The organism is Caulobacter sp. CCH9-E1, assembly GCF_001556515.1.
Taxonomy (GTDB): Bacteria; Pseudomonadota; Alphaproteobacteria; order Caulobacterales; family Caulobacteraceae; genus Caulobacter.
Window position 1 is genome coordinate 1 of sequence record NZ_LSJA01000351.1, and the last position, 26,285, is coordinate 26,285.

A 26,285-nucleotide genomic window follows, 5' to 3' on the forward strand; every position below is an offset into this window, starting at 1 on the left:
GGTCGCCGTATCGATCACGGCCAGCGCGTCGGCGTTCTCCAGTCCGACATAGATCCGTGCGCCATCCCCCGAAGGCCAGAGGCCGTGCGGAAGCTTGCCCACGGGAATGGTCGCTACCTTGGTGAAGTCGTCTGTTCGAAACACCTGCACCTCGTTCTTGCCCCCGACGGTGATGTAGGCGAACTGGCCCTTGGCGGTGCGTACGAAGTTCACGTGGTTGGTGATCGGACCAATGTCCAAGGTCTTTAGCACGTTGAATGGCGGACGGGCGTTGAAGGCGACGGCCTTGCCGACGTCCTTTAGCGTGAACCACACCTGCGCGCCGTCCGGCGTCGCGGCGATGTTGGGACAGAAAGGGCTTGGCTGCGTGACGCGTCCGACAATCTCACGCGCGGCGACATCGATGACCACGGTCTCGGGATTGAACGACGAGCAGACATAGCCGTAGCGGCCATCCGGCGAGAAGATCGTCATGCCGGGGCCGGCGGGGGTGACGATCCGGGCGATCTCGGCGTAGGTCCCCGCGTCGATCACCGAGATGTAGTTTTCGCCCCGCACCGTGACCCAGACCTCCTTGCCGTCAGGCGTGAAGAACGCCTCGTGGGGCGAGCGTCCGACATAGGTGGTGTGCTTGACGGCGTTGGTGGCCGTATCGATGAAGGAAACGGCGTTCGAACCGATGGAGACCACGGCAAGGGTCTTGTGGTCGGGCGAGGCGCCGAGGCCATGAACCAGCAGCTGCCCCTTGTAGAGCGGACTGAGATTGCCCGGCGCGGGATCGCCCAGTTTGATGAAACCGAGGAGGCGATTGTCGACCGGATCGGTCACCGAGACGGTGTTGGAGAACTGCTCGGCGGCGTAGACCCGGTCTCGATGCGAGACGGCGATATCCGGGTCGCGGGCCTTTCTCGGCGCCTGGCCGGCATTTGCGGGCATGGCGGCCAAGAGCGCCAGAGCCGAGCTTAGAAGCAGGGCGATCTTCATCTCAGTGTTCCTGGCCATGGTGGGCGGCGCTCGTCGAGCCGTGCGGGGCCGGCGTCGTCGGGGAGGGATTGGAAGGCGGCAGGGGTTGGCCCACAGCCAGGCGCATGGCCGCGATCTCCTGCTGCTGGGCGACAATGATTTCCTGGGCCAACCGGCGCAGCTGCTCGTTCTTGCCGTAGCGCAATTCGGCGATGGCCATGTCGATGCCGCCCTGGTGGTGAGGGATCATCATGTTCACAAAATCGCGGTCCACATCGCCCGATGGCTTGATGTCCATGTCGGCCATCATCTTGATCATGGCCGCGTCGTTGGCGCTCATGAACTCTCGGTGCGGCGTGCTGGCCGCCAGCGGCGTGGCGGCCAGCACCGCGGCGAAGGCCAGGGACCATCCTCCCGAGCGTTTAGAAGACGTTTGACGCGAGGACATGGAAGGTCTCCGGACCGCGAGGCGATCAACCGCCTCGGTCGTTAGACGCCCTCAGGCCGCAGGTTATTCCCGCGACATCGACGATGACGGAAAAAATCGTGGGCTGGGAATAATCGTCGATGGCGGGCGTCTCACGGTTCAGGTCGCCCCGACCGTCGGAGACGCATCACGCCAAGACTCTTCATCGCTGGAACATTGGTCGGCCTGTGCCTCGTCGCAGTCCAGACCCGGCCTCATCGATCAGAGAAACCTTGAAAGCCGGCGCCAACAAAGATACTGCGACGCACTCGCAGTATCTGGATCTTGCAATGCCCCCTCGTCTCGCTTGGCTGCTGTCGTCATCCTTCGTCTGCGCCGCTCTGGCCGGTCCCGCGCTCGCTCGCCAAGCCGACGACACGCGGGTGGACGCAGTCGTCATCACCGGGTCGCAGGTGCGCTTGCCGCCCGCCTACGCCGGCGGCCAGATCGCCAAGGGCGCGCGGGTTGGCCTCTTGGGCGCGCTCGACACCATGGACACGCCGTTCGCGATCACGAGCTACACCGAGGCCCTGGTTCGGAACCAGCAGGCGCGCAGCATCGCCGACGTCCTTCAGAACGATCCGACTGTCCGCGTCTCCAAGGGCTTTGGCAACTTCCAGGAGCTGTACATCGTACGCGGCTTTCCGGTGTACTCGGACGACATGACCTATAACGGCCTCTATGGCGTCCTGCCCCGGCAGTTCGTGGCGGCCGAGCTGGTGGAGCGGGTCGACGTGTTTCGCGGCGCCAACGCCTTCCTGAACGGCGCCGCGCCGGGCGGCAGCGGCGTCGGCGGCGCGTTCAATCTGATGCCCAAGCGCGCGCCGACCGCGGCGCTGACGCGCTTCACCGCCGGCTGGGACGGCGGGAGCCAGTTTTACGGCTCCGCCGACGTGGCCCGCCGCTTCGGCGACAACGACGCCTACGGCGCGCGCGCCAATCTCGCTCTCCGCGACGGCGAAACGGCGGTCGACAACGAGAAGCGGAACCTGAAGGTCGTCGGCCTGGGCCTCGACCGTCGCGGCGACCGCGCCCGGTTCTCGGCCGACCTGGGCTGGCAGGACCATCACATCGACGCCCCGCGCCCGACCGTCACCCCCGCCGGCGCGATCCCCAAGGCGCCGGACGCCAGCGAGAACTTCGCCCAACCTTGGGCCTATACCGACGAGCGCCAACTGTTCGGGGCCGCGCGTGGCGAGTTCGACCTGACCGACGCGGTCAGCGCCTGGGCGGCCATCGGCGGTCGCAAGGGCAAGGAAGACAACGTCCTGGCCAATCCGACGGCCCAGCCGAACGGGACGCTCTCCGCCTATCGCTTCGACAACGTCCGCAAGGACACCGTCGTCTCGGCGGACGCCGGCCTGCGCGCCAAGTTCGAGACGGGGTCCGTCGGCCACGCGATCGTCGTCTCGGCGGCCTCCGTGAGCCTGAAATCCAGGAACGCCTACGCCTTCTCGAACTTCGCCGGTTTCGCCAGCGACCTCTACCGCCCTGTCGCGGCGCCCGCCCCGACCCCCAATTTCTTCGTGGGCGGCTCCAAGTCGGATCCGAACGTCACCGAGCGCTCCAAGAACCAGAGCCTCGCCATCGCCGACACCCTGTCAGTGCTGGACGGCAAGCTGCTGCTCACCGCCGGCCTGCGCTACCAGGACGTCCAGACCCGCTCCTACGACTATAACACCGGCGCGCGGAACGCGGCCTATGACGGCCATGCCACCACTCCCGCGCTCGCGGCGGTGTTCAAGCCCAGCGACCGGATCTCCCTCTACGCCAACTACGCCGAGGCGCTCGTTCCGGGGAAGGTCGCTCCCGCTCAGGTGAACGGCGTGGTCGTCGCCAATGCCGGCGAGATCCTCTCGCCGTTCCGCAGCAAGCAGGCCGAGGTTGGGGCCAAGTACGACGCCGGCGCGTTCGGCGGCGCGGTCAGCCTGTTCCGCACGGCCCAGCCCAGCGAGTTCTTCGAGACCGCCAGCCGTCGCTACACCGACGGCGGCGAACAGGAGAACAAGGGCGTCGAGCTGACGGTCTATGGCCAACCGCTCGATGGCATGCGCCTGCTGGGCGGCGCGACCTGGCTGGACGCCAAGGTCAATCGCGCCCTGGCAACGAGCCTCGCCGGCAGGTCGCCGATCGGCGTTCCGGACTTCCAGGCCAATCTGAACGTCGAGTGGGACGTCAAGGCCGCGCCTGGCCTGACCGTCGAAGGGCGCGTGACCCACACCGGCTCGCAACCGGCCAACGCCGCCAACACGGTCAGCCTGGACGCCTGGACCCGCCTCGACGCCGGCGCCCGCTACGCCTTCGAGGCCGGCGGCCGCCCGGTCACCCTGCGCGCCCGCATCGAGAACCTGGCCGGCAAGGATCAGTGGATCGCGGTCGGCGGCTATCCCGGCGCGAACTACCTGACGCTGGGCGCGCCGCGCACCCTGCGCCTGTCGGTCAGCACGGACTTCTAGGCCGGATGAGGGCCCGGACGCTCCGCGCCTGGTCGTGGGTTCACAAGTGGTCGAGCCTGGTCTCGACCGCTTTCCTGCTGATGCTGTGCGTCACGGGCCTTCCGCTGGTGTTCACACACGAGATCGAGCACGTCCTACTCAGCGAGCCCTGGCGGCCTGCGCATCCGGTCGGGCCCAAGCTGAACCTCGACCAGGTGCTGGAGACGGCCCTGGCGCGCAAGCCGGGAGAGGTTCCGGCCTTCATGAGCTTCGACGAGGACCGGCCGGTGGTGAACGTCACCAGCATCGAGCCGGGCGGCAAGGCGGGCGTCTACAGCTTCCAGCCGATCGACCAGACCAGCGGCGACGCCGCTCCATTGGTGGCCGGTCATCCGATCATGGAGTTTCTGCTCCAGCTGCATACCGACATGTTCCTGGGGTTGCCGGGAATGCTGTTTCTCGGGGCTATGGGTCTGCTGCTGATCGCGGCCGTGGTCTCGGGCGTCGTGCTCTACGCGCCGTTCATGCGCCGCCTGCCGTTCGGCGCGGTGCGATCCGGCAAGCAGGCGCGGACGCGTTGGCTGGACTATCATAACCTGCTCGGCGCAGTGACCGTGGCCTGGGTGCTGGTCGTCGGCGCGACCGGGGTCGTCAACACCCTGGCGACGCCCATCATCGACTATTGGAAAAACACCGCGCTGAAGGAGCTGACGCAGGCCTATGACGCTCCAGCGCCGCTGGGCCAGCGCAGCTCCCTGCAGGCGGCCGTGGACCGCGCCAAGACCGCCCTGCCCGGCATGACGCTGCAGTTCGTGGCCTTTCCCGGCTCAAGCTACTCGACCGACCATCACTACGCGGTCTTCTTCCACGGCGACACGCCGCTGACCGCGCACCTGACGACCCCGGCCCTGATCGACGCGCGGACGGGCCAGCTGGCGGCGGTGGCGCCCACGCCTTGGTACGTGAAGGCGCTATCGTTGTCGCAGCCTCTGCACTTTGGCGACTACGGCGGCCTTGGCCTCAAGATGGTCTGGGCGCTGCTGGATATCGCCACGATCGTGATCCTGGGATCTGGCCTCTATCTCTGGCTGGCCAAGCGGAAGCGCGCCCAATGAAGTCCAGCGGCCATCATCTGACCTTGTGGCAAGTGTTCCGCGTCCCGATCGGGGTCGCGACACTTAGCGTTTTTGGCCTACTCGCCGCGCTGCTGGGCGACGGTGCCTGGGACGAGGTGGGCGCGGGTGCGCTGGCGTGCTCGATCGCGGTGCTCGTCTGGGCGCTCGCTGCGCGACGGCGCTGAGGCCACCCCGCGCCCGGATGCAAATGCGATTGACTTGCAATATTATCTAAAGTAGCGCCCTCGGTCATGTTTCGTCCGGGGATTTCCATGCGTCGTTGTCTGCTGACCGCTTGCTCGTTCACGATCCTGAGCCTGGCTCAGGCCGCCTGGGCCGAGGAGATCGCTCCCGCCAACCTCCCGAGCGACGACCAGTCCACCGCCGTCGAAGCCGTCGTGGTCACGGGCGAGAAGACCTCGCGTTCCCTCCAGCAGACCGTCACCAGCGTCGCGGTGACCACCGCCGCCCGCATCGAGCGCGAGAACATCCAGACCTTCTACGACGTGGTCGCCCGCACGGCGAACATGAGCGAGACCTACGGCAAGACCGGCTTCACGATCCGGGGCGTCAGCAACATGAACGTCTCGGGCGGCGGGACCGGCGGCCTGGCGACGGTCTATGTCGATGGCGCGGCCCTGCCGCTCGAGGCCGTTTATGGCGGCCCGCTCGAGATGTGGGACATCGGCCAGGTCGAGGTGCTGCGGGGGCCGCAATCGACCCTGCAAGGCCGAAACTCCCTGGCCGGCGCCGTCGTCATCACCTCGGCCAACCCGACCTACGCGCCCCAGTTCCGGGCGCGGGTGAACCTCGCCAGCGGCGATGAGCGCACCTACGCGATCGCTGGCGGCGGCCCGATCGTCGCCGACCAGCTCGCCTTCCGGGCCTCGGTCGAGAAGAAGGACAGCGACGGCTTCATCTACAATCCCACGCTGAAGCGGGACATCGACGCGCTGGACAGCCTCAGCGTCCGCGGCAAGCTGCTGTTCACCCCGACCGCCCTGCCGGGCCTCAAGGCGACGCTGACCTACGCCCACAGCGACCGCGACGCGGGCTATCTGTTCACCTATGCGCGCATCGACACGCCCGAATACTACAAGCACCGGGTGGACCTGTCGGGCGATCCGAACCGCACCAAGACCAAGACCGACATCCTGACGGCGGACGTCGCCTACAAAATTAGCGACGCCCTGACGCTGAACGCGATCGCGTCGCTGAACACGGTCAAGACCCGGTCCGTCTATGATATCGACTTTCGGCCGGCCCGGACGTCCTACGGCGCGCGCCGCGAGAACACCGACACCGCCTCGCAGGAACTGCGCCTGAACTACGACGGCGAGCGCCTGAAGGGCCTGATCGGGCTCTATCACGCCAGGCGCGATGCTCAGGACAAGACCACCAGCCAGGTCAATGTCGACTTCCCCAGGGCCACCCTGGTCAACACCCTGACCGCGACCCTGCTGGCCAGCGTCCCGAACCCGACCGCCGCCCAACAGGCCGCCGCCTCGGCCCAGGCCAACGCGTTCGCCAACCTCTACGTTTCGGCGCTGCCGGTCATCCCGGTGGACTATTCGGGCGACCAGCCCTCGGTGATCGAGACCAGCGCCATCTTCGCCGACGCCAGCTACACGCTGACCGACAAGCTGAGCCTGCTGGGCGGCTTTCGCTATGACCATGAGAAGAACACCAGCGCCAGCACGCAGCTGGCCCGCTTCACCGGGACCTATCCCTCGGCCGCCGGCTTCGGCGCCTACGCGCCATACGTCACGCTGGTGAACGCCTTCGTCACCAACATGGTGGCCCAGGCGGGCTCATCCGCGCCCAAGAACGCCCGATCCTTCAACGCATTCCTGCCCAAGGTGGGGGTCAAGTACGACTGGACGGCCGACATCAACACCAGCCTGGTCGCCCAGCGCGGCTATCGTTCTGGCGGCTCGACGGTGAACATCGCCCGCTCGACGGTCGCGGCCTACGACCCCGAATACACCTGGAACTACGAGGCCTCGCTGCGCACCGCCTGGCTGGACGGGACCCTGACAGTCAACGCCAACGCCTTCTATGTCGACTGGAAGGACCAGCAGGTGACGGTGAACCTGGGCATCAACAGCTATGACTACGAGGTCCGCAACGCCGGCAAGTCGCATCTTTACGGCTTCGAGCTTGAGGTCGCCCAGCGCGTCAATCAGGCCCTGTCATGGTACGCCTCGCTAGGCCGCACCAAGACCAAGTTCGACGACTTCGCGATCACCTCGGGCGTCGACACACGCAACCTGGCGGGATCGGAATTCCCCTACGCGCCGCACTGGACGGTGGCGATGGGCGCTGACTATCGCTGGACCAACGGCCTGATCGCGCATCTGGACGGGAACTTCCGATCCGGCAGCTATTCCTCGGCGGGCCTGCAGCAGGCGCAGGACGACGTCGTCAAGAAACGCGTCGTGTTCAATGGCCGCTTTGGCTACGAGCGCGCTCATTGGGGGGCCTATGTCTACGGCAAGAACCTGCTGAACGCGACCTACGCCCAGTACGTCCGCGGCGACACCGGCGTGGCCATGCTGAGCGAGCCCCGGATTCTGGGCCTGACCCTGGAAACCCGCTGGTGAGCGCGCTCTGGGTCCTGGCCCTGACGCCGCTGCCCCTCGCGGGCGCGACCTTGCTGAAGCGGGCCTGGGATGGCCCAAGCCCCCAGCGCCCCTGGCTGATCCTGGGCGGGTGGGGCCTGCTGGTCCTGGCGATCGGGGCCTCGGTTCCGCTGATGGGACCCGCGCGCGGCCCCGCGGCCATTCTGGCGGTGGGCTCCATGGCGGTGCTCGCCCTCGTCGCGGCCGGCGTCGAGCGCCGCAGCGCTCGGAACAAGGCCCCCCGGGAGCTGGCGCCCGAGCCCTCGGACCGCCGACGCGTCGCCTGGCGCGGATGGCTGCGCGGCTTCCTGGCCGGCCCGCTGGCGGGCGTCGCCGCCCTGGGCTGCGGCCTGGCGGTGGCGATCTGCGCGCCCGGCCAGGTCCAGAGCCGGATGGTCATCGGCGGTCTGATCGTCCCCTTCCTGTGGGCCGGCGGCATGGCCTGGACCCTGTCTGACGACAAGATCCTGCGGGCCTTCGCCGTGCTGGCGAGCGTCGCGACCCTGACGTTGGGCGCGGCCTTTCTGAAGGGGGCCCTGTGATGGACGCTTCTTCCAACAAGCCCGCGAAGACCAAGGCCGTCGGCAAGCCGATCTGGCCGAAGATCCCGGCCGAGTTCGTGCGCGCCATGCTGGCCGGCCACTCGGCCCTAGGACTGGCCTTCGCCGCCCTGATCTATCTTGTTTGCTTCTCCGGATCGGTGGCGGTGTTCACCCAGGAGTTCACCCGCTGGGAGCAGCCGGAAGGTCCCGTTCTGCGGACCGTCTCGCCCCAGGCGGTGGACGCCGCCGTACGGGCGGCCCTGGCCAAGAACCCCAAGGCTCACGACCTGCTCGTGCGCCTGCCGACGCCCGATCATCCGCGTCTGAGCGTCCACGGCGACGACGCGGTCGGCGGCGAACGCACCTATGTCGCCGACCAAGCCGGCCGGCTCGTCGGCGAGGCGCGAACGCCGTGGACCGAGTTCCAGACCGAGCTCCACACGGTGCTGCACCTCCCGCGCGCCTGGGGCGGGTTCGTGGTCGGGCTGACGGGCGTGGCGCTGCTGTCGTCGCTGGTCTCGGGCGTACTGTCGCATCCGCGGGTGTTCAGGGACGCCTTCGCCTTCCGCTGGGGCGGCTCCAAGCGCCTGCAGGAAGCGGATCTGCATAACCGGATTTCGGTCTGGGGCCTGCCGTTTCACCTCGCCGTCTCGCTGACCGGGGCATTCCTGGGCCTGACGACGATCATCGTCGGCGTCCTGGCCCTGGCCACGTTCAAGGGCGACGCCAGCAAGGCCTACGCGCTTTTCCGGGGCCCAACCGTCGCGGACGACCCGCGCCCGGCCGCCAAGGTCATCGACGTTGGCGCGGCGCTCGCCAACATCGCGGCTCGCTATCCCGACGCCCAGCCAACCTACATCTATGTCGAGCACCCCGGCGAACGCGGTCAACACGCCATCATCAATCTCGCCACCGAGGGACGTCTGTCGCGTGGCGAGACGGTCGTCGTCGATGGAGAGAGCCGGATTCTGGGCGAAGTCGGATACGAGAGCGGCTCGCTGGGCTTTCGCGTGCTGTCGGCCATGACCCCGCTGCATTTCGGCTGGTTCGGCGGGTGGCCAGTGAAGATTGCCTACTTCCTTCTGGGTCTTGGCCTCACCGCCGTGACCGCCAGCGGCGTGGCCATCTGGCTAGCGCGTCGTCGCGACAAGGGCCGCCCCGCGCCCGGCTGGGAACGACTGTGGGTGGCCTTCGCCTGGAGCCAGCCGTTCGCCTACGGCCTTTCGGCATTGGTCAGCCTGCTATCGCCCATCCCAGCCCCGGTGGCGGTCTGGGGTTTGGCGACCCTGATCGCATGCGGCTCTGCCGTCTTTGGGACTCCACGCGGACTGTCCATCATGCTGCGTCGGATCAGCGCTGGTCTCCTCGCCCTGACGGCCATCGCGCACGGCGCGTCGCACGTCAGCGTTATGGCCGATCCGATCGGCTGGGCGATGGACGCGGCGTTGCTCGCGGCGGCGTTGACCCTGGCGCTAACCACCCTGCCCCGGGGCTACCCTGTCAGGTGCTGACGAAGCTCCGGCGGACGGGCCGCCAATGGTTGCCCCACGATACGTCGATCCTCATCTCCCAGCGGTCGCCGCCACCTCGTAGCTCACAAGCCCACTAGCCGCCTCGGCGATGCCGCATACTACGGGCCAGGCCGAGGCCCGACCCGGCTTTCATATCGGCGAGCCCGCCTCGTCTACCGGTCATAGGCGGTGTCGTTGCCAGAGGGCGCCGCGCCTTTGCGACGCCCTCGGCAAGGTGAGACTAGTGGACCTTGTCGACCGTGAGGTAAGCGAGCGTCTGACTGAGCATGTAGGCGATCTCGCCGAAGGTTACGGGCCCTACGAAATCGCCAGTCCGCTTTCCTTCGAGATTTGCATAGGCGTAGTTCAGGATGCAGTTGCAGAAAAAGACCGTGCTTTGCTCGGCCTTTTCCCCCACCTGGCCCGCGAACTCCGAGACGTAGTCGGCGATCGGTTCCGCGAACCGGTAGGTCACGCCTGTGAAACCCGGGGCGTAGAGCTTCACGCAGCCCGCCTCGACATCCACCGACTGGATCGAGACGTTGATCATCGCGCCGTTGAAGTCGGCGACGAGGGGCAGTTGGGTGTCGACGCCTTGGTCAGTGATGAAGCGAGCTAGGTTGGCGGCCTTGCCGTCGATGCGGCATAGTCGGTGATGTCGGTCACCAGGACATGAGCCTGATCGGTGACACCGCCGTCAGCGGTGATGAAGTTGGCCGCGGCGCCGCCAATCCATGAGTCCTTGGGCAATGACGAAGTATCGTCTCGTCGCCGGCCAGCACCAGGGTTCGCCCCGCCTCGATCAGGCGGGCGGCTTCGGTGGGGGTCACCAGCTTTGTATTGGACATGATCACTCCTCGCCCACTAGCTGCAGACCTGGGCAAGATGACCAGCGAGCGGGCGAAAATTCGGGACCCTCAGGTGCGGGAGCTGACCGACGGCGTCATTGACGCGCAGCTTCGCGAGATCGAGGAGATGAAGCACCATATCGCGCGACTGGAGGCGAACCCTCCGCCAGCGTCCGCGCCGCCCCTCCCCTCGTATCGCGCACGTCACGTCCCGCCGCCGCCACCGCGAACGGGCCGCTCCACCGGTATCGACACCCCATCCATGCCGCGCTGATCATCGCGTTTCGCCGCGTCCGAACAGGGCGGCGAAGCCAGCCGCCGAATCCCAGCGGCAACAAGAAGCAGAACGGCCAGCGCGGTGATCACCGCGCTGAGCACACTGGCGACATGGCCGACGATCAACCAGGCGTCGCGCGTCATGACGCTGACCGCGACGCCGCCGAGAAGCAGCACCGCGCCCCCGAAAAACAGCCGGAGAGCCGCGCGGAGCAAGCTCAAGGGTGCGGTCCCCCTCCCGAGGCGGCCATGCCGGATCGCCGCCGTGGTCGGGTCCAGGCGCGCGCCAAGGCGTGATAGAGCGGCACGGGCGCTATGGCCTCGGAGCAGCGGCGCGCGACCAGCGTGCAGAGCAGCAAGGGGCCAACCAAACCTGGATCGCGGGTCATCTCCATCAAGATCACGGCGCTGGTCAGCGGCGCCTGAACGACGCCCGCCAAGTAACCGGCCATGCCCAAGGTCACCGCCTCGCGGGATCCCGCCCACGGCGCCATGTGCGAGAAGAGCGCCCCAAGACCGGCGCCCGTCGCCAGGGACGGCGCGAAGATGCCGCCCGGCGCGCCGCTGACCGCCGCCGCCAGGGTCGCGATCCACTTTCCGACCGCGAGACCCCAGCCCGAGGCGAACTTGCCGAAGAGCAGCGATTTGGCCTCGGCGTAGCCCGCGCCATAGGCGCCCCCGCCGCTCAGCAAGGCCGCGGCGGCCGCGACGCCCCCGCAAACAGTGGCGAAAATGATGGGGCGACCATCCTTCCAGCGGCGGACAGGATTGTCGCCGACCAGAACGGCCGCCATCAGACGCGAGAAGAGCCCGCCCATTAGGCCCGAGCCAACGCCAATCAGGGCCGCGCTGACCCAGGCGTTCCAGCCGGCCGATCCAGACATGTCCCCGAAATAGGCGTAGTTGCCGCCGAGCGCGTAGGCCGCGACCCCCGCCGAGACCACGGACAGGATGACCACGGTGTTAGCGCGCTTGTCGAAGCCCCGGGCGAGTTCCTCCACGGCGAACACAATACCGGCAATGGGCGTGTTGAACGCCGCCGAGACCCCAGCCGCGCCCCCTGCGATCAGCAAAGTTCGGCGGCCAGGCCCTCCGCGAAGCCAGCCCGTCAGGAACACCATCACCGCGGCGACCACTTGCACCGTGGGCCCCTCGCGGCCGATCGAGCCGCCACAGAGCAGCAGCAGGGCCGCCAAGGCCACCTTGATCATTGCGGTTCGGATCGAGACGCGTTCGTCATGGATCTTCTCGCCGCCACTATCGCGCCCCCGCCCAATCTCTCCAGCGGCGATCACCTGCGGTATGCCGCTGCCAGCGGCGGCCGGGGCCAGTCGGCGCGTCAACGCCACGCAAAGCGGCAGGCCGACCACGAGGAGCAATGGCCCAAGCCAGGACCTGCCTGAAAGCAATCGCGCATGGGCTTCCATGGCCGCGTCGCAGAGCTTCGCGAACCCGACGGCCGCCGCGCCCGCGCCCACCGCCGCGGCGACAACAGCGCCGGTGCGCATCGACCGTCGGGCTCTGAGACGAACGAGCTTGCGCTGGCGATCGAGCGCTTGGAGAGGCGAGTTCATGGACACGACATCTTTGCCACCGCACGCGCTGCGAAACCGAACAAACGGACACATTACATCGCGTCACGATATATGACGCCGTACCCAGGCCGCCTGGTAAGGTCAAGTCGCGGGTCCTGATCAGCGACCGTAAGACGGGGGGCGAGGCGCGGCTCAGCTGGAGACGCGCGACCAAACGATGGCCATGCAAATCAGCACCGTCGCGACAATAACGACGACTTCCATCGGCAAACCGATCGGGCGGCCTGTTTTCATGGCGCGTCTCCTCCCCGCGGCGGCTCTGGCGGCCGCGCGCGTCGGAGATCATCCGATGAAAACTCGCATCACGATGCTTTCGATCTGTCGCCTCTCGCGGTGCTCACGGTCACGCGATCGTCGAGCAGGGCCCGCACGAACCGATCACGCCAGGCCGTGACGTCATCAGCCAGGACGCCATCCATCAGACGCCGCCAACGTTTTCGGCGCTCCTCACGGGACATGGCCAGAGCGCGCGCCAAGGTCTCCGACATATCCTCGCGGCTGAACGGATTGACGATCAAGGCGTCGGTCATCTGCTCGGCCGCGCCAGCATAGCGCGACAAGATCAACACGCCTGGGTCCTCGGGATCTTGGGCGGCGACGTATTCCTTGGCCACAAGGTTCATGCCGTCGCGAAGCGGCGTGACGAGACCGACGTGAGCGGCGCGGTAGAGCCCGGCCAGCTCGTCGCGGCGGTGGCTGCGATTGACATAGCGGATCGGCACCCAATCGACGGTGGCGTAGGCGCCGTTGATGCGGCCCGAGATCGCATCGAGCCGCGCGCGGATCTCCTGATAGGCCTCGACCGCGTCCCGGCTAGGCGTCGCGATTTGAAGCAGAAAGACCTGTTCGGCCAGATCGGGATGGTCCGCCAGCATCTGCTCGTAGGCGAGGAAACGTTCTTCCAGCCCCTTGGAATAGTCGAGCCGATCGACGCCGATGATCATTCTCCGGCCTGCCTGGCTCTGTCGCATGCGCGCGAAGGCCGCCGCCGCCACTGGGCTGTCCGCAAGCTCGGCGAAGGCCTGCCCCTCGATACCGATGGGGAAAGCCGCGACGCGTGTCGTGCGCCCGTCGAACACGACCTCGTCGCCGTCGATCGTCAGGTCGAGCTCTCGCGAAACATATTCGCCGAAAGCCGCGAGGGCGTCTTGGCTTTGGAAGCCGACAAGGTCATAGGCCAGCAGCGTCTCCACTAGACGTCGATGCTGCGGCAGGGTTGTCAGGGTGCGAGGCCCTGGCCAAGGGATGTGCAGGAAAAAGCCGATCCGGTTGGTGACGCCCAGCGCCCGTAGCTCCTGCCCGAGCGGTATCAGGTGATAGTCATGCACCCAGACAAGATCCCCTGGCCCAATCAGCGGCGCGAGGGTCTGCGCGAACCGGCGATTGACCCGCTGGTAGCCGGCGTCGAACGAGCGCTCATAGGCAGCCAGGTCGGTGCGCGAGTGGAAGAGCGGCCAGAGGGTGCGATTGGCGTAGCCGTCGTAATATTCCTCGCGGTCCTGGTCTTCCAGATCCATCAGGGCGACGGTGACCCCGCCGATCCTCTGCATCGAGATCTGGCCGGTGAAGGTCTCCACGGTCTCGCCGCTCCAGCCAAACCAGGTCCCGGAATATTCGCGCAACGCCGCCGCCAGGGCCATGGCCAGGCCGCCGGCGGTTTCGACGCCCGCGTCGGCCGGCGGATTGACGCGATTGGAGACAACGATCAACCGACCCATTTGTCGCCTCCAAGACAGGTCTCCAGCCACGCCAGCACCGCGCAGGGCGTCTCCAGGCGGTGACGCGCCACGGTTACCCGGCGCTGCGGCCCAACCAAGACACCAAAGCCTCCGCCCGCCTGGGCGGCCAGAAAGCCGTCCTCATCGGTCAGGTCGTCGCCGACGAAGACCGGGCGCGCCCCCTGGAAGGGCCATTCGGCCATGAAACGTTTGACCGCCCCACCCTTGTCGTCGCCACGCGTGCGCAGTTCGGCGACCATGTCTCCTTCCTGAAGGAGGAGGTCCGTGCTCGCCTCCAAGCGGCGAGCGGCCTCTCGCACGGCTTCGCACGCGGCGGGACAACCCCGATAATGCAGCCCCACGCTGACGCCCTTGTCTTCACAGATGAGGCCTGGCTGGGATCGGGCGAGGTTCTGGAAAATCTCACGCGCTTCGGCGAGGTCGGGATCGGGAACCGCAGCCTGATGGTCGCCCGGCACCCCGCGGCGCTCAAGGCCATGGACGCCGGCCAAGGCCGGAACGACGTTCTCGGTGATCGCCGTGATTTCCTTCAGCGTGCGGCCGCTGACGATGGCGACGCGACGATCGAAGCGCTGGACGAGGCGTCGCAGGACAAAGGTCCGCCGTGGATCCGGCCCGACCGCGTCGGGACGGTCCATGATCGGCGCCAGCGTGCCGTCGAGATCCAGGAAAAGCGCGTCCCCTTCGGGCGACAGCACGGGCGGCGCGGTCAGCGCATCGGGAAAGGCGATGATTTGGGCGGTCATGGAGATCTCCCTGGCGGACGTCCAAACAGGACGGTCGGGCGCCCGACGCCGGCGGCGGCGCGGACGGGGCAATCGGTCTTCGATGACGCGGCTGGCTAGCGCGGCGATGGCGACCGTGACGGGGGCTGGGCGCTTGGCCGCGTTGGCCGGCGGGGCGCGTGGATGGGATCAATCGTCATAAACAGCCCTCTTCGAAGTCGGCGCCGTGCGCGGCGCGGAAAATCTCCAGCTAGATGGAGCGGCCGTCGGACGGGACGGCGAACCGTGTCGCAGACTTGTGCGGAGCGGGGCCAACCGCCGGATGACCTTAGCAGGCCCATACGCCAGTGGGCCGCTCGTCACGCGATGGTGAGGTCGAAGTGACCCCGGCGAGCGTCGAGACGCGCAGTCGCGGGCCATTCAGGCGCGGCGTGGCCAGCTCGTCCATGCCGATCGCCTGCCCCGCGAGGGCGCCCGCGCACGCCATGACGAGCGCCCCGGCCAACACCATCCAAACCCGCCAGACGCGGTGAGCCGTCGGCGCGCGCCGGTCCGGATGCGCGCGCATCGACGGTCCGGGCCGGCGGTCCGTATCATTAGGAATCCCAGCCATTCGAAGATAAATATCGCTTCACGATATATTGGTCAAATGACCCAGCTAGCGGCTGTTTCAGAGTGTGCTAGACAACGGTCACGTCACGCTTGAGCGTGGCGTTGGAACCTCGCCTTGCCCAAACGCCCGCCCGCCTCCGTGGCCGAACCCGCCCTCGCCGAATCCGACTACCGCGCCCTCGGTGATTTTCGATATGCGATCCGCCAGTTCCTGGCGTTTAGCGAAGAAGGCGCAAGGGCCCACGGCCTGACAAGCCAGCAGCATCAAGCCTTGCTGGCCATCAAGGCCCACCCCGGTCCGGGGCCGATTTCGATTGGCGAGCTCGCCGAAAGCCTGCTGATCAAGAACCACAGCACCGTCGAACTGGTGGCGCGCCTCGTCGAGCGTGAGCTGGTGGCCCGCCGCGAGTCCGACGCCGATCGTCGCCGCGTGGTGCTGACCCTGCGCCCCAAGGGCGAGGACATTCTGGAGACGATCTCGCGTCGCAACCTCGCGCGCCTGAACGATGGAGCCAACATCCTAGCGGACATCATCGAGGCGGCTCGCCGCGCCACTGGCGAACGCCCTTAACAGACGACGACGCTGGCCCGGGCCGCCCAAAGACTTTGCGGCGACGCCGCGTGCAAGCCCGCTCCCTTCTCGCCCAGCAGCACAGCCCGCGAGATCACGATCAGGTCCGAGGGACGATCCAGCAGATAGCGCCAAACCGCCTCGCCGATCCGCTCGGCCCGGATAGCGAAGGCTTGGGCGCTACCGTCCAGCGCTTGGCGAACCTGCGTGAGCTTGTCCTCGACCGCGTCCCCTTCCCGCGACACCACCACGACATCAAGCTCGACATCGGGACCGGCGTGGAGCGCCACGAGATCGATCGCCGCGCGACGCGCCGGATCAGCGTCGGTGACCGCCACCACGCGGTGAATCGGCAGGAAGACCTGCGAGGCCAAACAGACCGGCACCGTCATGGCGCGCACGAGCGGCTCGACATGACGGCCAAGATTTTGGCGTTGCTGCGCGGCGCGTTGTCCTCGCTTGCCCATGATCACCGCGGCGGCGCCGGCGGTCAGGGCCGAGCCCAGCAACCCGCCCTCGCCTAAACTAAGCTGGGGCGGCGCCGCGCCCTGGTCCGCGAGCCCCGCGGCCAGCCCTTCCAGCAGCTCACGGCCTTCCTGGGCGGTCTCGGCCTTTTCGCGCACGTGCCGAAGCTCCAGCCGCGCGCGCAAACGCTCGGCCAGCCAGGCCCCATGCTCGGCGACGCTGGCGGCGTAACCAGAAGCATCGACCAGCGCGCAGACAAGCGGCGGCGCGGCCGGCGCGAGCCCGGTCATGTCGGCCACTGGGCCAGGGTCGCGCCCTTGTCGTCCTCGAAGGCGACGCGGTCCAGCGCCGCGCCGAAGAGACAGATCGGACGGTGCTCGGCCGACTCGCTCCAGCAATGAACCGCCGCCCCATCGGCGAAGCCGGTGAGCCGCCCTTCGATCACCAAAACAAAATTCGTCGCCGCGCCGCCGTCGCTCGTGGGCGACTTGATCACGACTTCATAGGGACGATCACCGCGGCGCGCGGCGCGCGGGCTCTCTTCGTCATGGAAGACCACCAACCCCAGGCTGGGGGCCTCCACCGGCGTTGGGGTCGCTGGCGGAGCGACGGGGCGGCGCTTGGGGCAGCCCTCGGCCGTGAGCCAGGGACGCGGCAGCCAGAAGCCCTCGACGGCTTCGGTCTTGGGCGGCAGAGGCGCGGCGCGAATCAGCGGCAGGTCGGTCAGCACCGCCGGACGCGCCACCAGCCGCACCGTCCCAGCCGCGGCGTCGCGTTGATAATAGGCCTGGGTCGCGCCCGGATCGACCAGCGGACCACCGCAACCAAAGGCCAGACGCACCAGAAAGGTCCTGCCGGCCAGCCCCTTGGACTCGGCCAGCTCGCCGGCGGCGTAGGCGGCTGCAGCGGCCCGGGCGCCGGCGATCAGTTCCGCTCGCCCCAAGGGCGCGCTGGCGACAGGCGCGGCGGCCACGAGCGGAGGCGCGGTCTCGGCGACGGGGGGCGGCTCGGGCGCAGGCGGGGCCTTCGCGCCGGGCGTAGGCTTGAGCAGCAGCACGACCAACACCACAACCGCCGCCAAGCCGATGGCGAACGGCGCGACCAGGGCGAACTTGCGGTCGGGGGGCCTTGGCCTATTGTCGCTCATGTCGTTAGCCTAGAAGACAAGGTCTCGATTGCAACCTCTTGTGCTCAGGCCATGACCGCGCCGCAGTTCATCGCGCTTGGCGTCCTGGTGGTCGTGGTCGCCGCCCTGATCCACGGCAAGCTCCGCTCAGACGTCGTGGCCCTGGCCGGCGCGGCGGTCCTGCTGGCGACCCGCACCGTGCGCCCGATCGAGGCCCAAGGCGCCTTCGCAAGTCCGGCGATCATCGCCCTGGCCTCGCTGTTCGTGATCGCCTACGCCATGGAGCTGTCGGGCCTTCTGGGCCTGATGATCCGCGGCGCGACCAAGCTCTGCGCGCGCCTCGGAGCCGCGGGGCTCTGGGTGGTGATTGGCCTTTGCGGCGTCGCATCGGCCTTCCTCAACAACACCCCGATTGTCGTGCTGGGCGCGCCGGTCGTGCGGGACGTCGCTCAGGGGCTGTCGCTCTCGCCGAAGCGCTTCCTGATCCCGCTATCGTACGCCACGATCCTCGGCGGGGCGTGCACCCTGATCGGCACTTCGACCAATCTCCTGGTCAACGACATGGCTCGCAACGCTGGGCAACCCGCCTTCAGCCTGTTCGAAGTGACGCCGGTCGCCCTGATCGTGGCCGCAGTGGGCGGCCTCTATCTGCTGATCGTGGGACCAAGGCTTCTGGTGGCCGATCCCCAGCCCGAACGCGCGCCGCTAGCGCCGCCCCATGGCGCGCCCTTGATTGGTGACGATCCGACCCTCTATCCGTCGAATCCACCGTTTCAGCCAGCCAAGGCCATCGCAGCCCTGGCGGTCTTCATTGTGGTGGTCGTCACGGCCGCCACGGGACTCCTGCCCATCGCGGCCTCGGCCTTCGCGGGCGCAGTGGCCCTGGTCCTGATCCGCGTGATCGGCGTCGAGCAGGCCTATCGCGGGTTACGACCAGACATCCTGCTGTTGATCGCCGGGATGGTGGTGGTGGGGCTGTCGATGGAGGTGACCGGCCTCGCCGCGCTCGCGACCGAGCAACTGGTCGGTTGGCTGCACGGGCTCAGCCCGCTCTACGCCCTGGCTCTCGTCTACGGCGCGACGTTGCTGTTGACGGAAATCCTCTCGAACGCGGCGGTCGCGGTCCTTTTAACCCCGGTGGCCGTGGCCTTGGCGGAAAGCCTGGGCGTCAGTCCCCGCCCCTTCCTCGTGGCGGTGATGATGGCCGCCAGCGCCGCCTTCGCCACGCCGTTTGGCTACCAGACCAATGTCCTCGTCTATCAGCTCGGCGGGTACCGCTATATCGACTTCGTGCGGATCGGCGCGCCGCTCAACCTGATCACTTGGGCCGCGGGCATGGGCGCGATCCCAGCCTTCTTCCCGTTCTGATCGAGGTTTGGTTCCCTTGGCGGGGGTCACAATATCGTCACCCCATAGTGTCCAGCCGCCACATTAGATCGTGATACGATCTTCTGGAAGCCACTCAACAGGTTTCCAGACCACGGGGAGCACATGCACGACAACGACAAGGACACCATTCTTCTGATCTGCGGCGACGCCGCCGAAGCCGCCCGGATCATGGCCGATCTCTACGAGGCGCAAGTCGGCGTCATCGGTCCGTTCCAAACGGCGGGCATGGCCCTCGCCGCGAGCGCTCAGACCCACGCGACCCTGGCCGTCTTGGCCGGTGAGCCCACCGGTCAGCGCAAGACGCCGCAGCTGGCCAAGACCCTGCTGGAGACCTGGGGCGTGAGGTCGATGCTGCTCGATGAGGCCGAGCACGCCGTCTTTGACCAAGCCGACTGGCGCGCGCCCGACTCTCAAGTCTTGCGCATCCGGCGCGCGCTCAAGCGCGAGCCCCTCTCGCTCTGAGCGCTGCAGCGCTAGCCTGAAGCCGCCTTCGGCGGAGACCTTTTGCTTCCAGAGGAGGACGCCGATGACGGCTAGCGAACGCATGCTTGCGGCCCTACGGGGCTTGCTCGCGCATTTTTCCACCCTGAGCCTGGCGGCGTTGCTGATCAACCTGGCGCTTACCGCCGTGGTGATTGGCCTAGCCTGGGGCGCGGGCCGGCTGGCGCGGCGCTTGACGCTTGTTGGCGCGCACCGTCTGCCAGGCCCATCGGACGCCGAAAAGACCGTGCGCACCCATCGCCTGGCGCGTCTGGCGGGCTGGGCAGTGCAGACCATGTCAAGCCTCGCCGCCGTGCTCTTCATCGCCGACATATGGGGCTTCAATCTTCTGGCCTGGACCGCCACGCCCATGGGCGCGCAACTGGTGATGGGCCTTCTGCGTCTGGTGCTGGTGCTGATCACGGCCGTGGCCGCCTTCGAGCTCGTCGGCCTCGCGATCGGGCGGGCCATGGGACGATTCGCCGAACGCGCCGAGGAGCCCCGTCGCCGGGCTCAGCTCTCCACGCTGGCGCCCCTGCTGCGCGGCATTACCCAGACCGCCATCGTCATCGTCGCGGCGCTGATGGCGCTGTCGGAACTTGGCGTGAAGATCGGCCCGCTCCTGGCGGGCGCGGGTGTCGTGGGAGTGGCGCTCGGCTTTGGCGCCCAAACCCTCGTCAAGGACTTCCTGACCGGCATCTTCCTGATCGTCGAGGACATCGTCTCGGTCGGCGACATCATCCGGATCGGCGACAGCGGCGGCCTCGTCGAGCAAATGACCCTGCGGACGATCCGCCTGCGCGACTTCGACGGGACCGTCCACGTCTTTCCCTACAGCGAGGCCCAGGTGTTGCATAACCTCACCAAGCGCTTCTCCTATTACGTCTTCGATCTGCAGGTGTCCTACGGTTCGGATCTCGACGCCGCCTTGTCGCTGATGAAGCGGGTTGGTGCCCGCCTGAAGTCGGACCCGGACTACGCCGACAAGATCCTCGAACCCATCGAGGTCGTCGGCGTCGACAATCTCGCGGAAAGCGGCGTGGTCCTGAAGGCGAGGATCAAGACCCTCCCCTTGCAGCAGTGGACGGTCGGCCGTGAGTACAACCGCCGTATCAAGCTGGCCTTCGACGAGGCGGGAATCGAAATTCCGTTCCCGCATTTGAAGGTCGTCATGCCTGAACAGCAGATCGCCGAACTCGCCGCCGCTCGCGCCGCGCCAAACTAGGCTCGGAGACGACGGTCTAGCGCGACACTGACCCAAGGACGGTAAGCTGGGTCTCGCCGCGACCAATCACGCTCATGTCGCCGTCGGTTTCAAGGACGACGACGGCCACATCTTCGATCCGGCCAAACCCCGCCTTACGGATAACCGCTTCGAGCTCAGGCTGGGTGATCCGCTCTTGGATCATGGCCCGGCCGAGGATGCGACCATTCTCCACCAGCATCCGCGGCTCCGACCGTACGAGGCGGCCAAAGCCGGGCCAATACACCGAGACGCGCGACACCGCCCGTTGCAGCACCGCCAGCATGCAGAAGGCCAATGCGCCTTCCAGCAGCGCCACGTCCTTCGTCAGCAAGACGCTGGCCAGGGTCGACCCGAGAGCGACGGTGACCACGAGATCAAAGGCGTTGAGCTTGGAGAGCGCGCGCTTGCCGGCGACCCGCAGGACAAGGACCAGCCAAGCGTAGGCTAGCGTCGAGACGACGGCGACGCGGATTAGATCGTGGAGAGTGTCGAAGAACATTCCACGCAAACGCTTCGCGGTGTCGGCGAAGTTCCTGATCTGTCGTCAAGCAGCGCCAGATAGATCGTCGCGGCCATTGGCTCGCTACACGACATTTTGAGGCCACGCATCCGCGCCACGCGCATTTAGACCTGAACGCGACCGCATCGGTCGCGGCAAGCGGAGGGCTGCGGCGATGGACCAGGCGACCACAACTTGGCCCGTGAGGTCTTTGGCGGTGAGAGTTTTCGCCGTGATCCTCGCAGCGATCGGCGCGGTGTTGGCGGTGGGGGGAGCGTGGCTCCTCAGCCTCGGCGGCTCGCCCTATTACCTAGTGGCGGGTCTTGGACTCGTCGCCGCCGGTGTTCTGCTCGTCCGTCTGCGCCTTGTGGGCGTCTGGGTCTATAGCGCCATCTTCGTCGCGACCTTGGCCTGGGCGCTTTGGGAAGCCGGACTGAACGGCTGGGCTTTGGTTCCACGCATCGTCGGACCGTATGTTCTGCTACTTCTCGTCCTGGCCTGCGCGCCCGCCCTCACCCCTCAGCGCGGCCCGCGCCGTGCGGCGCTTGCGCTTTTCGGGGCGGCGACCCTGGTCGTAGCCGGGATCTTCGGCGCCAGCGCGCTAGGAGGAGGCGGCGCGACCGCCGCGCCGTCCGGCGGCGCGCCTGTCTCCGGAGAGGTCGCGGGCGCCGATTGGCCGGCTTATGGCGGGACGTACGGGGCCCAGCGCTACTCAACGCTCGCTCAAATCACACCTGACAATGCTGGCAAACTCAAGCGAGCCTGGCTGATCCATACCGGCGACCTCCCCGCCTCCGAGACCGCCCGCAAAACGTATGGCGCCGAGACCACCCCGCTGAAGGTCGACGACACGCTCTATCTTTGTACGCCCAAGAACATCTTGATCGCGCTGGACCCGCAGACCGGGGCGACGCGTTGGCGTTTCGACCCCAAGGTTCCGGACGCCAATATTCCCTACACCGCCGCCTGTCGCGGCGTGACCTACTACGCTGTGCCCGGCGCAGCGCCGGGCCAGGCCTGCGCCACGCGCATCATCGAAGGCACCTTGGACGCGCGCCTGATCGCGGTCGATGCGAGGACTGGCCGTCCTTGCGCGGATTTTGGCTTTGGCGGACAGGTCGACACCGCTCAGGGGATCGGCCAGCACGTCCCCGGGATGTTTTCGATCACATCAGCCCCGACCATCGTGCGCGGCGTCGTCGTCACTGGCCATCAGGTGCTTGATGGCCAAAAGCGAGACGCGCCGTCCGGCGTGATCCAGGGCTATGACGCCGTCACCGGCAAGCTTCGCTGGGCCTGGGATATGGCTCGGCCCGACCGTACGGGCGCGCCTCCGCCCGGCGAGACCTACACCCGCAGCACCCCAAACATGTGGACCACCGCGACGGGCGACGAAGCCCTGGGTCTTGTCTATTTGCCGCTCGGCAACAGCGCCGTCGACTATTGGAGCAGCTTACGGTCGCCCCTGGAGAACGCCCATTCGACCTCGCTGGTCGCCCTCGACGTCACAACCGGCAAGAAGGTCTGGTCCTTCCAGGCGGTGCGCAAGGACGTCTGGGACTATGACCTGGGATCACAAGCCACGCTCGTCGATTACCCGACGGCGGGTGGCGTGGTCCCGGCGGTGATCCTGCCCAGCAAACAGGGCGATCTCTATGTGCTGGACCGCCGCACTGGCGCCCCCATCACCGGAGTCGAGGAACGGCCCGTACCGCAAGGCGGCGTCGAGCCGCATCAGCGCTCGAAGACGCAGCCGTTCTCGCTGTTCCATACCCTGCGCAAGGCTGACCTGACCGAGGCGCGCATGTGGGGCATGTCGCCGATCGATCAGATGATCTGCCGCATCCAGTTTCGCCGCGCGGCTTACAAGGGCTTCTATACCCCGCCGGAGACCACGCAGCGCTACATCGAGTACCCTGGCTACAATGGCGGCTCGGATTGGGGTGGTATCGCCATCGATCCCGCGCGCGGCGTGATCGTGGCCAACTACAACGACATGCCCAACTATAATCGGCTCGTGCCCCGGGCCGAGGCCGACAAGAAGGGCTGGGCCCCGCGTGGCGAGGAACGCGGCGGCAGTCTCAAGAAGGGCGCCGAAGGCGCGGGTGATCCGCAGATCGGCGCGCCCTACGCCATCGACGTCAACGCCGGCTGGCGCCTGCCGGGGACGGGCCTGCTCTGCAAGGAACCGCCCTATGGCGGGATCCGCGCCATTGATCTGAAGACCGGTCGCACCTTGTGGGACCGGCCGATCGGCACGGCGCGGACCAACGGTCCGTTCGGAATCCCCTCGCATCTGCCGCTGCGGATCGGCACGCCCAACAATGGCGGCGCCGTCGTCACGGCCGGCGGCGTGATCTTCATCGCCGCCACCACCGACAACCTGATCCGCGCGATCGATCTGAAAACCGGAAAGACGCTGTGGAGCGACGTGTTGCCCGCTGGCGGACAGGCCACGCCGATGACCTATGAGGCGGGCGGGAGGCAGTATCTGGTGATCATGGCCGGCGGCCATCACTTCATGGAGACGCCGATCGGCGACGCCCTGGTCGCCTACGCCTTGCCGCGATGATCGCTCTCTCCGCTATTCGACGTGACCCAAGGGTCATACACGTCCTGCGGCGGTCTACCGTCGAGACATGGCCACGAGGCTCATGACCGACTCGCCCGACCGCACCCTTTCCTCCGCGCGCCTGGCCTTGGCCCTGCTGGCGACCGTTTCGTTGGTCTTTCTAGTGTGGCGGCTGGCCCATGTCGCTTTGATCGCTTTCGCCGCGGTCATCGTGGCGGTGTTGCTGCGCGCCCTGGCCGATCCGCTAAGCCGGCGCGCGCGATTGCCCGAGGGCGCGGCCCTGGTCGTATCGGGTCTCGTTATTGTCGCCGTGCTGGCCGCGGCCAGCTGGCTGTTCGGCGCGACGGTGGTTGGCCAATTGAACGGATTGGCGGCGCGCCTGCCCCGCGATGAAGCGCAGCTGCGTACGCTTCTCGAACGCTTGCCGTTCGGAGCGGCGCTGAGTGATTTTTCCTTCAACGCGGGGACCTTGGCGGGAGGCGTGCAGGGTGTGGCCGGACGCGTCGGCGGCTATGCGTTAAACGCCTTCTCCGCCCTGACCAACACCGCCCTGGCCCTCGTGGCCGGCGTCTATCTGGCGCTGAAGCCCGCGGCCGCCCGCGAGGGGCTGCTGCTGCTCGTTCCCGAGTCTCGAACGAGCACGATGCGCGCGGTCCTGGACACCGCGGGCCGGGCGCTTCGGCTCTGGCTTTTGGGAACCTTCGCCGACATGGCCGTTGTTGCGGTGATGACCGGCGTCGGAACGGCCCTCATCGGCCTGCCATCGCCCGTGGCGCTGGGCATACTCGCTGGCGTGGCTTCGTTCGTGCCGATCGTGGGCCCCATCGTCTCGGTAGTCCCGGCGCTGCTGATCGCCGTGCAGGAAAGCCCATCCATGGTGCTCTGGACGGTCCTTGTCTATGTCGCCGTGCAACAGATCGAGAGCAATCTGATCTTTCCCTTCATTCAACGCCGAGCGGTGGATTTGCCTCCCGTCCTGAGTCTGTTCGGGGTGCTGGCGTTCGGGGTCCTGCTGGGGCCGCTTGGGGTCGTATTGGCCACGCCCTTGCTGGTTGTCGGCCTCGTGTTCCTCAAGCGCCTCTATGTCCGGGAGAGCCTTGGCAAAGCCGTTAAGATTCCTGGCGAGATCAGCGAGGGCAAGACCACGCCATGACGCCATTTCACCTGGCGGCATTGCTGCTGGTCCTTGTGGCGGCGATCGGGTGGCTGAATGTGCGGCTGCTTCACCTGCCTACCGGCGTGGCGATGGTGCTGGCCGGTAGCCTTGGCGCGGCGGGCCTCCTGCTCCTACGCTGGATCGCGCCCGGCGGCGGGGCGGCGGCGGCGATCGCCACGCTGGGCCGCGTCGATTTCACCAAGGCCATTCTCGACTATCTGCTGGCCTTCCTGCTTTTCGCTGGAGCCTTGCAGGTCGACTTGGCCGCCTTGCGTCGTCGAGCCCTGGCGATATGGACGCTGGCGACCCTGGGGGTCATGGCCTCGACCGCGATCGTGGGGGGCGGACTTTGGCTTGGCGCCAAAGGGCTGGGCGTCGAGCTGCCGCTCCCCTGGGCCCTGGTGTTCGGCGCGCTGATCAGTCCCACGGATCCGATCGCCGTGCTCGCCGCCGTGCGAAATGGCGGCTTCTCCAAACCGTTACAGTCCGTTCTGCAAGGTGAGGCGCTGTTCAACGACGGCGTCGGCGTCGTCATCTTCAGCGCCGCGGTGGCGGTGGCCGCCGGAGGCGGCGAACTGCATCCGCTGACCGCCCTTGGCCAGGTTGGGCTCGAAGCCGCCGGCGGTCTCCTCCTTGGCCTGGCGCTGGGTTGGATAGCGATCCTCGCCACCCGGGCCATCGACGACTACGCGGTGGAGGTGGCCATTACCCTGGCCCTAGCCGCCGGCGCCTATAGCCTCGCGCAGATGCTTGAAGTCAGCGGGCCGATCGCGGCCGTGGGCGCGGGCTTGCTGGTCGGCGATCGCGGGGTTCAGACGGCGATGAGTGACACGACCCGGCGGTACGTGCGCGGGTTCTGGGCCCTCGTCGACGAAATCCTCAACGCGGCGGTGTTTCTGCTGTTGGGGCTGGAACTCGCGGTGCTTGGCCTGGCCTGGCGCGACGCGGGCCTCTGGCTGCTGGCCATCGCGCTGGTGCTCGCCGCCCGCTTGGTGGTTGTGGCGCCGTGGGGCGCGATCATGCGGCTCCGGCGAGAGGCCTGCGGCGCGACCCCAGTTCTAGTCTGGGGCGGCTTGCACGGAGCGCTCTCGCTGGCGCTCAGCCTGCCCGACACAGGTCCGCGCGATCGGGTGCTGTCGATCACCTATGCGGTCGTGTTGTTTTCCGTCGTGGTCCAGGGGCTGACCTTCCCCGCCGTGGCGCGTCGCCTCGGCGACCGCGGCGAAGCCGAGCCTGCGGTCTAGATCCTTTTCGAGGCAAACTAGGAGGTCGCAGCCGGAGCTGATCTTCCCCCGAAAAAGTGGACGGGGTTAAGCCGCTCTGCGTTCCATCT

At 67.4% G+C, this 26,285-nt stretch carries 25 protein-coding genes; 13 read left to right on the forward strand and 12 right to left on the reverse strand.

The annotated features are described in order from the left end of the window. Both AX690_RS19765 and AX690_RS19770 read right to left on the reverse strand, forming a co-directional pair. The coding region (locus tag AX690_RS19765) for a YncE family protein (RefSeq protein ID WP_231732247.1) at window positions 1-1,002 on the reverse strand (1,002 nt) is incomplete at its 3' end. Next, entirely contained in the window at window positions 986-1,411 is a 426-nt protein-coding gene (locus tag AX690_RS19770; RefSeq protein ID WP_066686415.1) for a DUF305 domain-containing protein, read from the reverse strand. The genes AX690_RS19765 and AX690_RS19770, both read right to left, overlap by 17 nt. Window positions 1,412-1,719: 308 nt before the next feature. Here AX690_RS19770 and AX690_RS19775 point away from each other — a divergent pair, with 308 nt between their 5' ends. The 6 genes from AX690_RS19775 to AX690_RS19800 all read left to right on the forward strand — a co-directional run bounded on the left by AX690_RS19775 (window position 1,720) and on the right by AX690_RS19800 (window position 9,653). Continuing rightward, window positions 1,720-3,885, forward strand: a complete 2,166-nt coding sequence (locus AX690_RS19775; RefSeq protein ID WP_066686417.1) for a TonB-dependent siderophore receptor — start codon at window positions 1,720-1,722, stop codon at window positions 3,883-3,885. Beyond that, complete coding sequence (locus AX690_RS19780; RefSeq protein WP_066686419.1) at window positions 3,795-4,979, forward strand: PepSY domain-containing protein; 1,185 nt, start codon at window positions 3,795-3,797, stop codon at window positions 4,977-4,979. Before AX690_RS19775 ends, AX690_RS19780 begins: the two co-directional genes overlap by 91 nt. Further along, window positions 4,976-5,164, forward strand: a complete 189-nt coding sequence (locus tag AX690_RS19785) for a hypothetical protein (RefSeq protein WP_231732248.1) — start codon at window positions 4,976-4,978, stop codon at window positions 5,162-5,164. The genes AX690_RS19780 and AX690_RS19785 overlap by 4 nt, the downstream gene beginning before the upstream one ends. 87 nt (window positions 5,165-5,251) lie before the next feature. Continuing rightward, window positions 5,252-7,582: a TonB-dependent receptor gene (locus AX690_RS19790; protein ID WP_066686421.1), complete on the forward strand. Its 2,331-nt coding sequence runs from the start codon at window positions 5,252-5,254 to the stop codon at window positions 7,580-7,582. Then, on the forward strand, window positions 7,579-8,142 hold the full coding sequence (locus tag AX690_RS19795; protein WP_066686423.1) for a hypothetical protein: 564 nt from the start codon (window positions 7,579-7,581) through the stop codon (window positions 8,140-8,142). Before AX690_RS19790 ends, AX690_RS19795 begins: the two co-directional genes overlap by 4 nt. After that, on the forward strand, window positions 8,142-9,653 hold the full coding sequence (locus AX690_RS19800; protein WP_066686425.1) for a PepSY domain-containing protein: 1,512 nt from the start codon (window positions 8,142-8,144) through the stop codon (window positions 9,651-9,653). Before AX690_RS19795 ends, AX690_RS19800 begins: the two co-directional genes overlap by 1 nt. Window positions 9,654-9,894: 241 nt before the next feature. Here the strand turns inward: AX690_RS19800 and AX690_RS19805 are convergent, their stop codons facing one another. From AX690_RS19805 to AX690_RS23085, 7 genes are all read right to left on the reverse strand, one after another. After that, window positions 9,895-10,203, reverse strand: coding sequence for a hypothetical protein (locus AX690_RS19805; RefSeq protein ID WP_066686427.1), 309 nt, complete (start codon window positions 10,201-10,203; stop codon window positions 9,895-9,897). Between the two features lie 65 nt (window positions 10,204-10,268). After that, window positions 10,269-10,403 carry a hypothetical protein gene (locus AX690_RS23955; RefSeq protein ID WP_255357086.1) on the reverse strand — a complete coding sequence of 45 codons (135 nt, stop codon included), beginning with the start codon at window positions 10,401-10,403 and terminating at the stop codon, window positions 10,269-10,271. A gap of 302 nt (window positions 10,404-10,705) precedes the next feature. After that, entirely contained in the window at window positions 10,706-10,999 is a 294-nt protein-coding gene (locus AX690_RS23460; protein ID WP_197426926.1) for a hypothetical protein, read from the reverse strand. After that, window positions 10,996-12,351, reverse strand: coding sequence for a chloride channel protein (locus AX690_RS19815; protein ID WP_231732249.1), 1,356 nt, complete (start codon window positions 12,349-12,351; stop codon window positions 10,996-10,998). Before AX690_RS19815 ends, AX690_RS23460 begins: the two co-directional genes overlap by 4 nt. Before the next feature lie 323 nt (window positions 12,352-12,674). Continuing rightward, complete coding sequence (gene otsA, locus AX690_RS19820; RefSeq protein WP_066686433.1) at window positions 12,675-14,090, reverse strand: alpha,alpha-trehalose-phosphate synthase (UDP-forming); 1,416 nt, start codon at window positions 14,088-14,090, stop codon at window positions 12,675-12,677. Then, window positions 14,078-14,857: a trehalose-phosphatase gene (otsB, locus tag AX690_RS19825; protein ID WP_066686435.1), complete on the reverse strand. Its 780-nt coding sequence runs from the start codon at window positions 14,855-14,857 to the stop codon at window positions 14,078-14,080. The genes otsA and otsB overlap by 13 nt, the downstream gene beginning before the upstream one ends. Before the next feature lie 307 nt (window positions 14,858-15,164). Continuing rightward, the gene (locus tag AX690_RS23085) at window positions 15,165-15,449 is read right to left on the reverse strand and encodes a hypothetical protein (RefSeq protein ID WP_156449734.1); all 285 of its coding nucleotides are present in this window, start codon (window positions 15,447-15,449) and stop codon (window positions 15,165-15,167) included. 114 nt (window positions 15,450-15,563) lie between these two features. Here AX690_RS23085 and AX690_RS19835 point away from each other — a divergent pair, with 114 nt between their 5' ends. Continuing rightward, complete coding sequence (locus AX690_RS19835; protein WP_066686444.1) at window positions 15,564-16,019, forward strand: MarR family winged helix-turn-helix transcriptional regulator; 456 nt, start codon at window positions 15,564-15,566, stop codon at window positions 16,017-16,019. On the opposite strand, the gene AX690_RS19840 is transcribed toward AX690_RS19835, so the two are convergent. Together AX690_RS19840 and AX690_RS19845 are read right to left on the reverse strand one after the other, a co-directional pair. Then, window positions 16,016-16,774 (reverse strand): universal stress protein, encoded by a 759-nt coding sequence (locus AX690_RS19840; protein ID WP_156449735.1) that lies wholly within the window; start codon window positions 16,772-16,774, stop codon window positions 16,016-16,018. The two genes, AX690_RS19835 and AX690_RS19840, sit on opposite strands and share 4 nt — an antisense overlap. Continuing rightward, on the reverse strand, window positions 16,771-17,631 hold the full coding sequence (locus AX690_RS19845; RefSeq protein WP_066686446.1) for a hypothetical protein: 861 nt from the start codon (window positions 17,629-17,631) through the stop codon (window positions 16,771-16,773). Before AX690_RS19845 ends, AX690_RS19840 begins: the two co-directional genes overlap by 4 nt. 51 nt (window positions 17,632-17,682) lie before the next feature. On the opposite strand from AX690_RS19845, the gene AX690_RS19850 reads away from it, so the two are divergent. The 3 genes from AX690_RS19850 to AX690_RS19860 all read left to right on the forward strand — a co-directional run bounded on the left by AX690_RS19850 (window position 17,683) and on the right by AX690_RS19860 (window position 20,704). Beyond that, on the forward strand, window positions 17,683-18,978 hold the full coding sequence (locus tag AX690_RS19850; protein ID WP_066686447.1) for an SLC13 family permease: 1,296 nt from the start codon (window positions 17,683-17,685) through the stop codon (window positions 18,976-18,978). Window positions 18,979-19,101: 123 nt separating this feature from the next. Further along, complete coding sequence (locus tag AX690_RS19855; RefSeq protein WP_066686448.1) at window positions 19,102-19,461, forward strand: hypothetical protein; 360 nt, start codon at window positions 19,102-19,104, stop codon at window positions 19,459-19,461. A 64-nt stretch (window positions 19,462-19,525) separates the two neighbouring features. Beyond that, on the forward strand, window positions 19,526-20,704 hold the full coding sequence (locus AX690_RS19860) for a mechanosensitive ion channel family protein (RefSeq protein WP_066686449.1): 1,179 nt from the start codon (window positions 19,526-19,528) through the stop codon (window positions 20,702-20,704). 16 nt (window positions 20,705-20,720) lie between these two features. On the opposite strand, the gene AX690_RS19865 is transcribed toward AX690_RS19860, so the two are convergent. Beyond that, complete coding sequence (locus tag AX690_RS19865) at window positions 20,721-21,224, reverse strand: DUF421 domain-containing protein (RefSeq protein ID WP_066686451.1); 504 nt, start codon at window positions 21,222-21,224, stop codon at window positions 20,721-20,723. A 232-nt stretch (window positions 21,225-21,456) separates the two neighbouring features. Here AX690_RS19865 and AX690_RS19870 point away from each other — a divergent pair, with 232 nt between their 5' ends. From AX690_RS19870 to AX690_RS19880, 3 genes are all read left to right on the forward strand, one after another. After that, on the forward strand, window positions 21,457-23,796 hold the full coding sequence (locus tag AX690_RS19870) for a membrane-bound PQQ-dependent dehydrogenase, glucose/quinate/shikimate family (protein WP_231732250.1): 2,340 nt from the start codon (window positions 21,457-21,459) through the stop codon (window positions 23,794-23,796). Between the two features lie 82 nt (window positions 23,797-23,878). Beyond that, window positions 23,879-24,949, forward strand: a complete 1,071-nt coding sequence (locus AX690_RS19875) for an AI-2E family transporter (RefSeq protein WP_066686460.1) — start codon at window positions 23,879-23,881, stop codon at window positions 24,947-24,949. Beyond that, complete coding sequence (locus AX690_RS19880) at window positions 24,946-26,196, forward strand: sodium:proton antiporter (RefSeq protein WP_066686462.1); 1,251 nt, start codon at window positions 24,946-24,948, stop codon at window positions 26,194-26,196. The genes AX690_RS19875 and AX690_RS19880 overlap by 4 nt, the downstream gene beginning before the upstream one ends. Window positions 26,197-26,285: the final 89 nt, after the last annotated feature.

Bases quoted from the DNA above. Each gene is read 5' to 3' on its own strand.
- AX690_RS19770 (WP_066686415.1), bottom strand. From the start codon at position 1,411: ATGTCCTCGCGTCAAACGTCTTCTAAACGCTCGGGAGGATGGTCCCTG.
- AX690_RS19775 (WP_066686417.1), top strand. From the start codon at position 1,720: ATGCCCCCTCGTCTCGCTTGGCTGCTGTCGTCATCCTTCGTCTGCGCC.
- AX690_RS19785 (WP_231732248.1), top strand. From the start codon at position 4,976: ATGAAGTCCAGCGGCCATCATCTGACCTTGTGGCAAGTGTTCCGCGTC.
- AX690_RS19790 (WP_066686421.1), top strand. From the start codon at position 5,252: ATGCGTCGTTGTCTGCTGACCGCTTGCTCGTTCACGATCCTGAGCCTG.
- AX690_RS19800 (WP_066686425.1), top strand. From the start codon at position 8,142: ATGGACGCTTCTTCCAACAAGCCCGCGAAGACCAAGGCCGTCGGCAAG.
- AX690_RS19805 (WP_066686427.1), bottom strand. From the start codon at position 10,203: ATGATCAACGTCTCGATCCAGTCGGTGGATGTCGAGGCGGGCTGCGTG.
- AX690_RS19815 (WP_231732249.1), bottom strand. From the start codon at position 12,351: ATGAACTCGCCTCTCCAAGCGCTCGATCGCCAGCGCAAGCTCGTTCGT.
- otsA (WP_066686433.1), bottom strand. From the start codon at position 14,090: ATGGGTCGGTTGATCGTTGTCTCCAATCGCGTCAATCCGCCGGCCGAC.
- otsB (WP_066686435.1), bottom strand. From the start codon at position 14,857: ATGACCGCCCAAATCATCGCCTTTCCCGATGCGCTGACCGCGCCGCCC.
- AX690_RS23085 (WP_156449734.1), bottom strand. From the start codon at position 15,449: ATGGCTGGGATTCCTAATGATACGGACCGCCGGCCCGGACCGTCGATG.
- AX690_RS19840 (WP_156449735.1), bottom strand. From the start codon at position 16,774: ATGACCGGGCTCGCGCCGGCCGCGCCGCCGCTTGTCTGCGCGCTGGTC.
- AX690_RS19845 (WP_066686446.1), bottom strand. From the start codon at position 17,631: ATGAGCGACAATAGGCCAAGGCCCCCCGACCGCAAGTTCGCCCTGGTC.
- AX690_RS19850 (WP_066686447.1), top strand. From the start codon at position 17,683: ATGACCGCGCCGCAGTTCATCGCGCTTGGCGTCCTGGTGGTCGTGGTC.
- AX690_RS19855 (WP_066686448.1), top strand. From the start codon at position 19,102: ATGCACGACAACGACAAGGACACCATTCTTCTGATCTGCGGCGACGCC.
- AX690_RS19860 (WP_066686449.1), top strand. From the start codon at position 19,526: ATGACGGCTAGCGAACGCATGCTTGCGGCCCTACGGGGCTTGCTCGCG.
- AX690_RS19865 (WP_066686451.1), bottom strand. From the start codon at position 21,224: ATGTTCTTCGACACTCTCCACGATCTAATCCGCGTCGCCGTCGTCTCG.
- AX690_RS19875 (WP_066686460.1), top strand. From the start codon at position 23,879: ATGACCGACTCGCCCGACCGCACCCTTTCCTCCGCGCGCCTGGCCTTG.
- AX690_RS19880 (WP_066686462.1), top strand. From the start codon at position 24,946: ATGACGCCATTTCACCTGGCGGCATTGCTGCTGGTCCTTGTGGCGGCG.